This window comes from Aeromicrobium erythreum (assembly GCF_001509405.1).
Classification (GTDB): Bacteria; Actinomycetota; Actinomycetes; order Propionibacteriales; family Nocardioidaceae; genus Aeromicrobium; species Aeromicrobium erythreum.
This window is the reverse complement of sequence record NZ_CP011502.1, coordinates 1,684,356-1,698,493: the sequence shown is the minus strand read 5'-3', so window position 1 is coordinate 1,698,493 and position 14,138 is coordinate 1,684,356. Positions and strand designations below refer to the sequence as shown.

9 protein-coding genes are annotated in these 14,138 nt (G+C 72.6%); 3 read left to right on the top strand and 6 right to left on the bottom strand.

The annotated features are described in order from the left end of the window. Positions 1-19: 19 nt before the first annotated feature. From Aeryth_RS08000 to recC, 4 genes are all read right to left on the bottom strand, one after another. Positions 20-730 (bottom strand): hypothetical protein, encoded by a 711-nt coding sequence (locus tag Aeryth_RS08000; protein ID WP_144433726.1) that lies wholly within the window; start codon positions 728-730, stop codon positions 20-22. Positions 731-883: 153 nt separating this feature from the next. Next, positions 884-2,704 carry an exodeoxyribonuclease V subunit alpha gene (gene recD, locus Aeryth_RS07995; protein ID WP_067856953.1) on the bottom strand — a complete coding sequence of 607 codons (1,821 nt, stop codon included), beginning with the start codon at positions 2,702-2,704 and terminating at the stop codon, positions 884-886. After that, on the bottom strand, positions 2,701-6,030 hold the full coding sequence (locus Aeryth_RS07990; protein WP_067856950.1) for a UvrD-helicase domain-containing protein: 3,330 nt from the start codon (positions 6,028-6,030) through the stop codon (positions 2,701-2,703). The genes recD and Aeryth_RS07990 overlap by 4 nt, the downstream gene beginning before the upstream one ends. Beyond that, a complete protein-coding gene (gene recC / locus Aeryth_RS07985; protein ID WP_083516345.1) occupies positions 6,027-9,380 on the bottom strand; it encodes an exodeoxyribonuclease V subunit gamma in 3,354 nt (1,117 codons plus the stop codon). The genes Aeryth_RS07990 and recC overlap by 4 nt, the downstream gene beginning before the upstream one ends. A gap of 406 nt (positions 9,381-9,786) precedes the next feature. Here recC and Aeryth_RS17670 point away from each other — a divergent pair, with 406 nt between their 5' ends. Both Aeryth_RS17670 and Aeryth_RS17665 read left to right on the top strand, forming a co-directional pair. Continuing rightward, positions 9,787-10,272: a DUF6318 family protein gene (locus Aeryth_RS17670; protein WP_144433725.1), complete on the top strand. Its 486-nt coding sequence runs from the start codon at positions 9,787-9,789 to the stop codon at positions 10,270-10,272. Continuing rightward, positions 10,269-11,042, top strand: a complete 774-nt coding sequence (locus Aeryth_RS17665; RefSeq protein WP_144433724.1) for a hypothetical protein — start codon at positions 10,269-10,271, stop codon at positions 11,040-11,042. The genes Aeryth_RS17670 and Aeryth_RS17665 overlap by 4 nt, the downstream gene beginning before the upstream one ends. A 60-nt stretch (positions 11,043-11,102) precedes the next feature. Here the strand turns inward: Aeryth_RS17665 and Aeryth_RS07970 are convergent, their stop codons facing one another. Together Aeryth_RS07970 and Aeryth_RS07965 are read right to left on the bottom strand one after the other, a co-directional pair. Continuing rightward, on the bottom strand, positions 11,103-12,533 hold the full coding sequence (locus Aeryth_RS07970; protein ID WP_067856937.1) for a S8 family serine peptidase: 1,431 nt from the start codon (positions 12,531-12,533) through the stop codon (positions 11,103-11,105). A gap of 114 nt (positions 12,534-12,647) precedes the next feature. Then, positions 12,648-13,619, bottom strand: a complete 972-nt coding sequence (locus Aeryth_RS07965; protein ID WP_067856934.1) for a hypothetical protein — start codon at positions 13,617-13,619, stop codon at positions 12,648-12,650. 106 nt (positions 13,620-13,725) lie between these two features. Between Aeryth_RS07965 and Aeryth_RS07960 the strand changes: the two genes are divergently transcribed. After that, positions 13,726-14,094: a DUF2256 and DUF3253 domain-containing protein gene (locus Aeryth_RS07960; RefSeq protein WP_067856929.1), complete on the top strand. Its 369-nt coding sequence runs from the start codon at positions 13,726-13,728 to the stop codon at positions 14,092-14,094. Positions 14,095-14,138 lie beyond the last annotated feature (44 nt).

The following is a 14,138-nucleotide window of genomic DNA, read 5'->3' as shown; positions in this document are numbered from 1 at the left end:
GGGCGTGTCGGACGGAACCTCAGGAACTGCTGGCGGCCTTCGCGCGAAGCCCGGCCCTCCGCTGCTCGTCGAAACGTTGAATCCGCTCGATGAGCTCGCGCGCGAACCGTCGCTCCATCGGCGTGCCGTCGAGGCCGGCGATCCACCGCCCGAGGTCTCGGCCCGGCAGGAAGAGCACACCGTCGACGACGGGATGCCCCAGCACGACGTGCTGCGCCGGTCCCCAGACCACGACGACCGGCAAGAGCGGCACATCGCTCCCGGACTCGCGCCGCCGTCCGCGTCCCCTCTCTGTGACCGAGTGGACGAGGCCACGCGTCCGCTGCGCCGAGCGTTGCGCCGACCGCACGAGCGGCGCCGGGTCGTCGATCTCGCTGCGCCACTTCGAGTCCATCACCACGAGCCCGCCGTGTCGCGTCGCGACGACGTGGTCGATGTCGCCGCCGTCCACCGCGACACCGTCGACCCAGGCCCAGACGCGGCGTCGACGGCGCGCCGACCGCAGCACGTCGGTCGTGTTGTCCTCACCCCACGCGCCGCGGAGCTGATGAATCGCGTCCCTGCGCTGGGCAAGGAAGCAGACGTGCAGAAACCAGAGAAGCCCGCACGCGATCGTCGCGTGCACGAATCCGAGGAGATAGGGGCGGGGACCCGCCGGCACGAGCGTCATGAGAACAGCTGTCTCCGCGAGCAGGAGCACGACGCCACCAGTCAGGATCGACGCCAGCACACGACGATTCGTGTGAGACCACTCGCGAAGCAGCTGCCTGTACTGCTCCCTTGGATACGACGTCCTGCCGTTCATCGCGTTCTCCCTCGTCCGGACTCCCGGTGATGAGGGTGCCGCACGAAGAACCGCTGCGGAGCGGAACGGGCAGATCGCCTAGCTCAGTTGGACGATCGCAGAGAGGCGACGGGCGACGCCGCTGGCGCGGGCGGTGCGGCGCTCGACGGCGCGCCGGAGGACCTCGGGGGTGGCGACGATCGTCAGGCTGGTGCGTGCGCGGGTGATCGCGGTGTACAGCAGCTCGCGGCTGAGCACGAGCGAGTCCTCGTCGGGCAGCAGCAGGGTGACGTGATCGAACTCGCTGCCCTGGCTGCGGTGGACGGTGCTGGCGTAGGCGCTCTGCACCGACGAGAGTCGCGTCGAGGAGACGGTCGTCGTGGAGTCCAGGTGCACGACGAGCCGGTGGCCGTTGTCGAGGGTGACGCCGACGTCGCCGTTGTTGACCCGGAGCGAGGCGTCGTTGCGGGTGACGAGGACGGGGCGGCCGACGAACCAGGGCCGGGCCGGGTCCGGGAAGATGCGCACCTCCCGCTCCAGCCGCTCGTTCCAGTGGCTCACGCCGTACGGACCGTCACGGTGCGCGCAGAGCAGCCGGTGCTCGCCGAGGGCCGCCAGCGCGGTGGGCACGTCGCCCTCGGCTGCGGCGCGGGCCACGGCACGGGCCTGCTGTGCGGGACGTCCGGACACGACATCCTCGACCTCGTCGGGGTGCCGCAGTGACACCGCGTCGACCCCCTCGGCCAGGAGGTCGAGCACGCGGTCCGCGTCGCCCTCGACCACCGCCGAGGCGAGGGCCCCGATGCCACCGTCGAAGCGGTGCGACTGCTGCAGGTGCGTGACGACGGGACTGTCGTCGCCGCCGAGGCCTTCCACCACGTCGCGCAGCACCGCGCCGGCCTCGACGGAGGCGAGCTGCTCGGCGTCACCGACGAGCACCAGCCGACAGCCGGACGGCACGGCCTGCACGAGCCGCTCCATGAGCAGCAACGAGACCATGGACGTCTCGTCGACGACCACGACGTCGTAGGGCAGCTTCTGCCCCGCGTGGTGCCGGAAGGCCGTCCGATGGTCGGGCCGCGAGCCGAGCAGCCGGTGCACCGTGCCCGCCGGCAGCGTGCGCAGCCAGTCGCGCTCCGCCTCGGTGAACACCGGATTGGTCGACGCGGCGGCGACGGCCTCACGCATCCGGGCCGCGGCCTTGCCGGTCGGTGCAGCCAGTCCGACGGCCAGGGGTCGGTCGTGCCCCGTCGCGGCGTGCTGGCTCGCGAGCGCCGCCAGGAGTCGCGCGATGGTGGTGGTCTTGCCCGACCCTGGGCCGCCCGTGAGCACCGTCGTCCACGAGTGCGCGGCGCGGGCCGCGGCCGCCCGCTGCTCGGCGAACCCGGGGTCGCCGAACAGACGTCGCAGGTCGGCGTCGAGGGCGGCCCTGTCGACGGGCGGGGGTCGCAGGGCGAGCCGCTCCCCCAGCCGTCGGCACAGCGACACCTCGAGTGCGTGGTAGCGCACCAGGTGCAGCAACGGACGCTCGACGACGAGGACACGGTCGCGCCCGAACGCCAGCGGGCTGGCGTCGACGCGGGCCCACCAGGCGTCGAGGTCGTCGACGTACGTCGGCCACTCGACGTCGGGCGCCTCGAGGCGCAGGTCGTCGAGCACGCCGCCGAGGTCGACGCACGACGACCCGAGGCGGACTCCTCGGACGGCGAGGGCCAGGGCGAGCAGCACCGCCTCGTCGTCCTCGTCCGCCAGTCGGGCGACGGTGCGGGTGACGTGGACGTCGGCGGCGGCCAGGACACCTGCCCGGTTGAGGACGGCCAGGATCGCGTCGCTCTCGACGTCGAGACCCTGGACGACCTGACGGTCGAACGGGTCGCCCGCCGACACCTCGACCGCGGGCGGCGCAGACGTGTCGCTCATCGCGGACCTCCGTCGGTCGGGCTGCCGTCGAGCAGCGCACTGAGGTCGAGCACCAGCGCCGACGGGGGCCGCCACGCGAACACGCCGAACGGGCTCCCGTCGGCACCGCGTGGTCCATCAGGGCCGGTCATGCCTCGCACGAACAGGTAGAGCACCCCGGCCAGGTGCACGTCGGGGTCGTACCCGCGCAGCCGCCACCGCAGGAACCGGTGCTGCGCCACGGCGTACAGCAGGGCCTGCAGCGGGTAGGTCGTGTGCAGCATGGCGTCGGCCAGACGCTCGGGTGCGTACGCCTCCAGGCCGCCGCCGGCCTCGACGAGCGCGCCGCTCTCGAGCCGGTTGGTCTTGTGGTCGACGACGAGCGTACGGTCGCCGTCGAGCCTCAGGAGCAGGTCGATCGAGCCGGTGAGGTAGCCGCGCAGGGTGCGTCCGCGCAGGCTGGCGTCGCGCAGCTCTGCCGCGAAGGGCCGCAGCGGGTCGCCCGACGGCAGGTGCGCCTCCATGAGGTCGGCGACGTCGGCGAGCGTGCCGGTGCGACCTGCCGCCCGGACCGAGTCGCCGCCGGCGAGCGGCAGCTCGAACTCCATCTCCCGGAACGGGCGTCGGCCGAGCGCCTCCGCCAGCGTGAGGTCGTCAGCGAGCGGCCCGAGCGGCGTGCTGAGGGCACCGACGAGCGCCGGTGCGAGCACGTCGACGTCGACGGCGAGCGGACGCGACGCCAGCTCCTCCTCCGCCCGCCGGCGGACCTCCGCGTCGAGGTCGTCGGCGCCGACGTCGACGTGCTCGAGCACGCCGTGCACGAGCGTGCCGAGCGCCGCTCCGCCGGCGAGCTCGGCCCATGGCGACGGGCCCAGCACCGGGCTGGCGGCGACGTCGGCGACCACGTCGACCTCGTCGTCCGCGGCGGTCGGCTCCGGCTCGCTCGAGACACTGGGTCCCTCGTCACGCCGGACGAGCGAGGTGTAGGAGGTGCGGGTCCAGACGGTGTCGACGTCGCGACGCAGGTGACGGACCTCGAGTCGTTCCGCCTCTCCGGCCGCGGGTGCCAGCTCGGCGTCGCCCGTGACCATCTGCTCGACGACCGGCCCGCCACGCTCCTGCCACGCACGGAGGCGCGCGACGGCGTCGTGGTCCGACGGCACGGCCTGCACGTCGGGCACCTCGGGCCGTGTCGGGTCGGGCCGGAACAGCAGGCGGTGCAGGGCGCCGTGCCGCGCGTTGAAGGTGGGTGACCAGTGCACGACCAGCCGCGACTGCGCGCGGGTGAGCGCGACGTACAGCAGCCGCAACGACTCCCCCGCGCGCTCGACGTCGGAGCGGCGGGCGTGCGTGGTCCAGGAGGGACCCGCCCCGCCGACGTCGAGACAGCGTCGGCCGTCGTCGTCGTGCAGACGGACGATGCTGGGCTCCGGGACCCATCGGTCGAACAGGAACGGCACGTAGACGACGGGGTACTGCAGACCCTTGCTGACGAACGTGGTGACGATCTGCACGGCGTCGGCGTCGGTGTCGAGGCGATGGGTGCGGTCGGCGGCCGGGGAGGTCTCGCTGCGCCGGTCGAGCAGCCACCGTCGCAGGCCGGACAGGCCGAGTCCGTGCTCGCGTGCGGCGATCGCCAGCACCTGGCCGACGTGCTCGAGGTCGGTGAGTCGACGTCGACCGCCCTGGTGGCGCAGCAGTCGCTCGACCACGGAGGCGTCGGCGGTGAGGGCCTCGACCATGCCGGCGGTGCCGCGCTCGCGCTGCAGGTCGGTGAGGTCGCGCAGCCGGGAGGAGACGCGGTCGGTGAGGGCGTCGCCGTCGTCGGCCGCGAGCTCGGTGGCCGTGAGGCCGAGGAACGGTCCGAGCGCGGCGGCGCGGGTGTAGCCGCTGCGGTGCGGCGCCTCCATGGCGGTCAGCAGCGTGACCCAGTCCTGGCCCGCCCGGCTCTGCAGCACGTCCGCGCCACCGGTGCGCACGGCGGGCACGCCGCGCCGCTCCAGCTCGGCGTGCAACAGCTCGGCGTCGCCGTGCCGCTCGACGAGCACGGCGACGTCGCCGGCCGTCAGCGGCACGGGTCCGGCGCCGTGGTCGTAGGTGGCGCCGCTCCCCAGGAGCGCGGCGACGTCGGCGGCGACGTCGCGCGCGACCCGCGGCCTGACGTCGCCGATGCGCAGGGCGTCGTCGTCGGAGCCGGCGTCGCTGCGCAGGTGGGCCCGCAGCCGGAAGGGGGCGTCGCCGCGGGGGTCGTGGAGCCGTGACCCGTCGAGCGAGGCGCTTGCCGGACGGACGACGATCGCGGGGTCGCCGAGCGCGGCGCCCCGGAGCACGGCGTCGACGGCGCTCACCAGGGGGGCGTCGCTGCGATGGTTGACGGTGAGGGTGCGTCGGGTGTCGGCCTGCGCGGCGGCGCGCAGGTAGGTGTCGACATCGCCGCCGCGGAACCCGTAGATGGCCTGCTTCGGGTCGCCGACCAGCACCATCGTGGCGTGGCCGACGAAGGCGCGCTCCAAGATGCGCCACTGGACGGGGTCGGTGTCCTGGAACTCGTCGACGAGCACGACCCGCCAGCGGTCGCGCATGACCGTGCGGGCCGGTGAGTCGTCGGGCTCGAGCGCCTCGGCGAGACGTTGGAGCAGGTCGTCGTAGGAGAGGGTGCGGGCCGCCAGGCGGCGTCTCGCCGACTCGTCGCGGACGGCCGACGCGAACCGTCGACGCAGGTCGGGCGCGGACCCGGGCTCGGCGTCGGTGGGCAGCAGGTGCGCCGACGGGTCCTCGACCGCGCGCCGACCGAGCACGGCCGCCTCCTGGTGGTCGAACGGCGGGGTCTGACCTCGACCGACGGCTCGCAGGTAGAGGTCGGAGACCACCTGGTCGACGATGTCGGTGTCGTCCTCCACGAGGACCGACCCGGGCTCGACGTCGCCGGTGGTGCCGAGGCTGCGCAGCACCGCCTGGCAGAACCCGTGGGTCGTGGTGATGGTGGCCTCGTCGAACCGCGCGACCGCCGCACGCAGGCGCCGACGACGGGCGGTGCGCTCGGTGTCGTCGACGTCGAGGAGAAGCCGTTGCAGGGGGTCACGCTCGTCGCCGTGCCCGGCAGCGAGGACGGCGTCGGCCTGCACGAGCCGCTCGCGCACGCGGTCCTTGAGCTCGGCGCTGGCCGCCCGGCCGAAGGTGACGACGAGCAGCTGGTCGAGCGTGGCGACCCCCTCGGCCACGAGCCGGGTGACGAGGGCCGCGATCGCCCACGTCTTGCCGGTGCCGGCGCTGGCCTCGAGCAGGGTGGTGCCGGTGGGCAGCGGGTCGGCGATGTCGAACTCGACGACCGGTGCGTCGGCGCTCATGCGTCGACCTCCATCCGGTCGAGCAGCGGGAACCAGAGCGTGGCCGCGTGCTGCTCGAAGCCGCGCTCGACGAGGTCGGCGATCGGCGCGTCGGGGCCGAGGACGAGGCGGTGGTAGGCGTCGGCGACCTCGCCGGGCACGTCGCGGCTGCCGACCCACTCGCGCTCGGCCTTGGCGAGCGCGATCTCGGGGCGGGTGCGCCGCGCGAGGTCGGCGTAGGCCTGGGAGGTCTTCACCGGCAACGGCAGGAACGTGGTGCGACCGATCGCATGGAGGTCGAGCAGCTCGGCGAGGACCGAGCGTGCCTCGTCCTGCGACGGTGCGGCGAGGGTGATGACGCCTGGTGCCTTCCGGTAGCCGCTCGGCACGCGACCGACGAGGTGCGCGGGTCGCCCCTGGCCCGCCGCGGCGAGGGCGAGGACGTCGACCCAGGCTTCGAGGAGCTGACGTCCTTGGACAGTCGACGCGGTGACGCGCAGTGCGTGGTGCGGGTGGACGCCGGCGACGGTGCCGATCACGCGGCGGCCGTCGCCGAGCTCGACGTCGACGTCGACGCTGCGGGCGGTGTCGGTGCGCAGGGGTGCGGCGAGGGCGAAGAGGGTGCCGACCTCCGGGCGCACCCGCGCGAGCTCGGCGTCGCCGAGCGGACCGGGCGGCAGGAGCCCGCGGCGGCGTTCGTCGGCCTCGGCGTCGTGACCGGGCACGCCGGCCAGCACGGCGGCGAGCACGCGGTCCTTGACCTTCCACCGCTCGAGGTGGTCGAGCCCGAGCGGGACGCTGTCGTCGATGGGCTCGTCCTCGTAGGGCAGACGCACGTCGAGCCGGCCGGTGACGAACGAGCGCACGGGGTGGCGGACCAGGTCGCGCAGGGTGTCGAGCGTGGTGATCGGGTCGGCGTCGCCGGGCAACGCGGCCGGGAGGAACGGCGGTTCCGGGACCTGCGGTCGGACGGTGGCACGGGCACCGGCGTAGGCGGCGGTGTCGAAGCTGAAGGCGGAGCCCGGGACCAGAGCGCCGGGGATGAACGAGCTTGTGTCGAACGCCTGCAGCGGGTGCTGCACGAGCACCTGGCTGCGGACGTCGGCGGTGGGGACGGTGCGCGCGAGCTGGTCGAGCAGCTCCCCGACCGGGGTGGCCGGCGGGAGCGAGCGCCCGGTGTGCTCGCTGGCGCCGGTGTAGGTGATGACGAGGTGCTCGGTGGCGGACAGGACGGCGTCGAGGAACAGCTGCCGGTCCTCCCCTGCCGCATCGCGCTCCCCGACCAGCGGGGTGCGTGCGAGCACGTCGTCGCCGAGCGGGGTGGGCGTGCGCGGGAAGGCGCCGGAGTCGAGCCCGAGGAGGCAGACGACGCGGTGCGGCACGGAGCGCATTGGCACCATCGTGCAGACGGTGAGGGACCCGGTGCGGAAGCTGGTGCGGGTCGGGCGCGGGGCGAACGCGTCGGTGAGGAACGCCGCGACCTCGACGACGGTGAGGGTGCCGCGGACGACGGGGCCGGTGTCGGCGCGGGTGAGGTCGGCGAGGACGCGGAGGACCTGCTCGCGCTGCCACGCGTCGCGGGCGGGCACGTCGGTGAGCGTCTGGACGGCGGTGGTGAGCAGCTCGACCCAGTCGTCGACGGGCTGCGGGCGAGACGACTCGAGCACCGCGGCGAGTCGTTCGACGGCCTCGGTGAAACGGCCGACCAGGTCGACGCCGGTGCTGCCGAGGTCGTCGAGCGGCAGGACCCCGCCGAGCCGGTTGCCGGTGTGGGTGTCGTCCTGGGCGTCCGGGTCGTCGTGACCGTCGGTGACGACGCCGAGCGCGAGGCGCTCGAGGCCGGTACGCCAGGTGTTCTGGGCGAGTCCGCCGAGCTGCCAGGCTGCGCGGGCGTCGGCGTCGACGCCCCAGCGGATGGCGGTCTGCACGGTCCACTCGTCGACCTGCTCGAGGTCGTCGTCGGTGAGCGCGAAGCGTCGTCGGACGGGTGCGAGGCTGAGGAGGTCGCGCACCTCGGTGGCGGTGGTGCGACGTGCTGCCGCGATGGCGACGACCTTCTGCAGGACATCGGCGACGGGGTTGGTGGCGCCGGTGGCGCGGTCGGCGAGGCGGACGCGGAGCCGGTGGCCGGGGTGGTCGACGTCGGGCACGTCGTCGAGCCCGAACGCGGCTTCGACGAGCGGCGCGAAGGTCTCGACGTCGGGGCACATGACGAGCACGTCGCGCGGCTCGAGGGTGGGGTCGTCGGCGAGGAGGCCGACGACGACCTCGCGCAGCACGTCGACCTGTCGGGCGGGACCGTGGCAGGCGTGCACCTGCACGGACCGGTCGAGTGGGTCGAGGGTGCGGATGTCGTCGGCCGGGCCGTCGCGGTCGGCGGCGAGGTCGGCCTGGAGCTGACCGAGCAGGGTCGGGGGGCGCTCCGGAGCGGGCAGATGGACCGTGGTCGCCTCGCCGGGCAACGCGAGGAGGCTGCGTTCGAGCTCGGTGACGTCTCGTGCGCACGCGGCGAGGAGGGTGTTGCCGGTGTCGGGGGCGTCGACGGTGTCGCGACGGGCCGGCTGTCGCGGGGCGTCGGTGGTGGTGGCGGCCACGTCGTCCCATCGGCTGCGTGAGGGGTGGGGCAGCCAGAGGTGCACGTCGCGGGTGTGGGCGAGCGCGCCGACGACATCGAGCTCGGCGTGCGGCATGCGGGTGTGCCCGAAGAAGGAGAGCCGTTGGGGCAGGTCGGGGTCGAGGGTGCGCCCACGGAGGGCCGCGGCGGTGTCGGCGAGGCGGAGGTCGGGCGAGGGGTGGCCGTCGAGGAGGGTGTGGACGCGTCGCCAGATCTCGGCCTGCCAGCGGACCTCGTGGACGAGGGGCGAGCCGACTCCGTCGACGTCGTCGCCGGCCGTCCAGGCCTGCACCATCCAGGGTCGTTGGACGGCGTAGCCGTGCAGGAGGGCGGCGATGCGCTTGGCGGTCGGGTAGCGCCGACTGCGCCGCAGGGCCTCCTCCCCCGGTTCGAGGCCGTGGCCGACGTGTCGGGCGACGATCGCGAGCCAGGGCTCGTCGAGGTGCTGCTCGATGACGTCGAGGACTGCCCAGGCGAGACGCCGCGGCGCCCAGGGGTCGTCGCGTTCCTTCTCGGTGAGCTCGGTGAGCAGGTGGAGGGGCCGCACGAAGGAGACGCCCGCGCAGATGCCGTCGTCGTGTCCGGGGGCCGTGCCGAGCCGGTGGCTGAGGGTCTGGGCGAGCCACCGCTCCACCCCGGCTGCCGCGACCACGACGAGGTCGCGCTCGAAGGGGTCCTCGGGCGGCTCGGCCAGGAGCCCGGCGAGCCCCTCCGCGAGCACGTCGGCCCGCTCCGCCCGATGGATCGTCAACGCCACATGACGAACCTAGCCGTAGGGGCGGACACGAGTCGCGACCCCGTCCACAGCACCCTGCGGCTCCAGCCGATCGGTCGGCGCGAGGGCGGACGGACCCGCAGTGCTTGCGGGGTAGACAAGGCGCGCACCGGACCGGCGCGAGGTAGCTGAGGCGCGCATTAGGTCGGCAGGAGGTAGGTAACGCGCGCATCAGGCCAGCGGGAGGTAGGTAAGGCGCGTCAAGGACGACTCTTTTCGAGTGCTGCCTACCTCTAACCTGGGTTGTGCTCGCCAGTTCAGCTCAGAGTCGTCGAGAGCGATCGCTCACGTATGCGCTTTCGGACGGACATCCGAGCGTTGTGGATCGAGACTTCACCCGGCGTCGGGATTTCGCTAACTTCTGACGCGTCAGATCGGGGGATCCAACATGAGAGAAGCCTTGACCGTCGGCGCGGTAGCGCTGCTCCTGCCGCTCCTGGCTTGCAGCAAAACATCGGAAGTCCGTGAGCCTGAAGTCGAACCCACTCCGAGTTCCTCGCAACTACCTGCTCCGCCAACTTTTCCTTCCCAGGCGCGAGAATCAACAGACGAAGGCGCCGTGGCCTTCGCTTCGTACTGGGTCGACGCATTCAACTACGCAGCCATCACTGGCGACGAGAAGACACTGCGTCAGCTGAGCCGTCAGTGCGACGCATGCACCCGCTTTGCGGATTCAATCGGAGACCTGAAGCCCAGCGAGCGTCCCGAAGGCCCGACCTGGAAAATCCGTTCGATGGTGGTTTCGCGTGACGATGTAGCCACCGACGTCAAGTTCGACCTCGTCTTGCTTGGAGGCGAGAGGTCAACCGTCGCCTTCGAGATGACCCCCAATGCACCGTTCACCATCACCGACCTTTACAGAGTCAAATCATGAACTTTCTCGCGTCGTCGATGATGATCAGCATCTTGGTGTGGCCCGCAGCCGCTGGTAGCGACGTCGATGTCTTGCCCGACGGCCTCAACCCGAATCTCAGTCTGACGGCACGCGACTGGTCTTCTGGCGGAGAGTCGCGCCGAAGTCATCAAACGCGTTCCTCGGAGAGTGCCTTCACCGGAGCAGCCGCACCCCGCGCGCAGACAAGGTGTTTCTTTGACTCCGGCGACGTTCAAGAACGACGCTTCGAGAGAACTTTCCGCTGCGGAGCCCGCGGCACCGTTGCTTCCGAGCCCGACGAGGTCGCGCCGCAGGAGGAGCCGGAGCTGACCGAGGGTGATGTGCGGCGGGCGGTCAGCGAGATCCCGATGCCGGCGCTGCGGGTCACCGTCCAGCCGGGCGGGCGGACTCTCGTGAACGTGCCGACGATCCTGCACACCGACCCGCGGCCGGTGCGCGAGAGCATCACCCTGCTCGGGCACGACATCGACGTCGAGGCGACGCCCACCGGCTACACCTGGCACCACGGGGACGGGACGAGCCGGACCACCACGCGACCCGGTCGGCCCTACCCGGCGAAGGACGTCACGCACACCTACCAGCGCACCGCCGAGCGGGTCAGCATCCGCGTCGACACCACCTACACCGTCCGGTACCGCGTCGACGGTGGAGCGTGGACACCCCTCGGCCAGCCACTCACCGCCACCGGCGCAGCGACCCCGCTCCAGGTCACCGAGGCCGCTCCGGTGCTCGTCTCACCACGACGCTGACCGAGCGACGACGAGGTCCTGGGACCCGCCAGGGGTGTCCCAGGACCTCGCCGGTCCGGCTCAGCGCAGGGCCGACACCGCAGCCACCACGTCGACCAGACCGTGACCCTTGTCGAAGGACGAGCCGTCGACGTAGGCACTGCCGTCGGTGTACTTGTACGCCGTCGACGTCAACGCCGCCTCCACCTCGGCCGGCGTCGCCGTCGGGTCAGCCTGGAACAGCTGCGCGACGATACCCGCCACGTGCGGCGCGGCCATCGACGTTCCGCTGATCGTGTTGAACGTGCCCACGTCGAGCGGACCAGGCCCGTCCTTCGGGTCCAGACCCGTCGCGCAGATCACGAGGTACGGACGGCACGAGGACGTGATGTCCTCCCCCGGCGCCGACACGTCCGGCCACGTGGACCGGTCCGTTGCCGCACCGCGGCTGGAGAACGACGAGACCCGGCCGTCGCGGGTGCCGGTGTCGACGTCGTAGTACGACGCGACGGAGATGATGCCGCCCGTCGGGTCCTGACCGGGCGGGTTCGTCAGGCTCTCGCTGCCGTCACCGCCGTCGTTGCCGGCAGCCCACACCGTCACGACACCCTCGGCAGCCAGCGCGCGCTGAAGCTTCACGGTCGCCGACTCGGGGTCGAACGCACCGCCACCCGACGGCCCGTAGGAGTTGTTCGTGACCTTGATCGGCGGGCACTCGGCCGCCGACACCCCGTCGCCGCACGGCTTCGCGTGGTTCTCCAGGACCCAGTTCAGCGACGCGTCCGCGCCGAGGATGAGGATCCCCGCGCCCGTCGACAGCGACACCAGGCTCGCGCCCGGCGCCGCGCCCTGCAGCTTCTCCCCGCTCGTCAACGTCGTGGGTCGACCGACCGCGATGCCCGCGACGTGCGTCCCGTGGCCGCCGAGCGACGTCGTGTCCGTGTCGAGCGCGTTGGGCACGCGCAGCACCTGGCAGGTCGACTCGTCGAGCGGCGAGCACACCGACTTCAGGTTCGCGACAGTCGCACCCCTCAGGTACGGGTGCGTCGGGTCGACGCCGGAGTCGATCACGGCGACGCTGACGCCGCGACCCGTGAGGGCCGTGCCGTCCGCTCCCGTGAGCGTCGCAGCGGCCTCGGCGCCACGCGTGGCGATGTTCGACGTCTCCTGGTGGTACTCGATGGGCTGGTCGCCCTCGAGGTAGGTGACGCCCTCGGCCGATCGGGCAGCCTCGATCTCGCTGCGCGTCCCGCTGGCGATCACCACGCCGATCTTGTCGAAACTGCCGGCCCGCTCCAGACCGGAGTGGCGTACCGCTCGCTCGGCGTCGACCAAGGTGCGGCCGTGGACCAGCACGGTCGTGGCGGCGCCGCCCTTCAAGGTCGACAGCTGGTCGGCCAGGAACGGCTGCAGACGAGCCTGGTCGTCGGCGCCGGCCTGGGCCGGCGCGGTGAGAGCAGCCAGCGCCAAGGCGGCCGCTCCGATGGATGTGGAGATGATGCGTCGACGCATGTCTATCGTTCCCCCGAACGTGCGCTCCGTCGGAATCGGAGCGCGTGTAGCACACCCAACGACGAGCACGCGGCGTGGTTACTGCTCTCCTGGGAACTGTTGTCGACTTCGTGGTCACACCGCCGCTCCCACTGACACGCCGAAGGGGACGAACGGCGTCCACGCGGCCTGGACGGCGGTGCGCTCCGACGCGGTGACGGCGTCGTCGAGCGCAGCCACCAGCAGGCACGACTCGATGGCGTCGTGGACCAGCCGCGCGAGGTGCTGCTCGACGCAGCAGCCGTACGGCAGGTCCGACCGTCGGCGCGCCACCGCGACGGCCGTCCGGTACCCGCAACGTTGGCTGATCGCGCGCACGACCCGTCCGGTCAGCCGCTCGACCGGCTCGAGCACCTGCACCCGACCGACCGTGCGCGAGCGTTCGCGCAGCTGGGTGCGCAGCTCGGGGTCGCGCTGCGCGACCACGTCGTCGACCAGGCTCGACACGATCGCACCGGCGGGCGCCGACGCCAGGGCCTGCGCGACCGCGTGCACCCAGGGGGCCAGCGGACCGAGCGCGTCATCCCTCGCGGGGAACGCGCTGGGGTCGGGATCTTCGAAGCCGTGCACCCGCGGTGTCCGGGCCACGAGATCTCCCACGCGACGTCGCCAGCCGCCGACCTCCTCGGGCGGCACGCCCGGGTCGGCGCCGACCGGGCACCGCACGAGCGCCCACGGCAGCGGGACGACGGCGTCCGACGACGCTCGCAGTGCCTCCACCCAGCCGGCGGGCACGGGCGCACCGACCTCGAGGTACGCGGTGCTGAGGCCGGCGTCGAGCTGCACGTCGACGTCGTCGCCGAGGCTGAGCGCATCGGCGGCCATCGCTGCCGCGACGTCGCCGAGCACACGCGCCATCGCGCGATGGCCCAGGACGTAGTCAGCGCCGGGATCGCAGCCCAGACTGGGTCGAGACGACACATGCAGGTCGTGCAGGCCGTAGCGCGCCAGCCCGACGGTGTAGCCGAACGACGGCACGCCGGGCGGGTCGCTGATCGTCTGGATGCGCCACGCGGGCTGGTTGTGCTGGTCGTCGAAGATGGTCATGCGTCCTCCCCTGGATCGATGTTTCGACACTATGTTCGACGTCGGACAAGGGGTCTCGGCCCGGCTGCGTCGCGCGGGATCGTCGAGTTGGCCCGAGACTGGAGACATGTCCCCCGAGCCGAAGGTCTGCGCGTCGTGCGGACGTCGGATCGAGTGGCGCAAGAAGTGGGAGCGCGACTGGGACCAGGTGCGCTACTGCTCGCAGGCCTGCCGCAAGCGCGGCGTGACGCGCACCGACCAGGAGCTGGAGGCGGCCATCGTGGACCTCCTCGACGGCCGGGCCGGCGGCGCCACGATCTGTCCCTCGGAGGCGGCCAGGCGCGTCGACCCCGACGGCTGGCGCGAGCTGATGGAGCCGGCTCGACGGGCAGCTCGACGGCTCGTGGCCGACGGTTCAGTGGAGATCACGCAAGGCGGACGTGTGGTCGATCCCTCGACCGCGAAGGGTCCGATCCGCGTGCGGCGGGCGCTCTGAGCGATCCGCAAGGACGTACCCGTGGACCGGTCGTCTAACGTTGT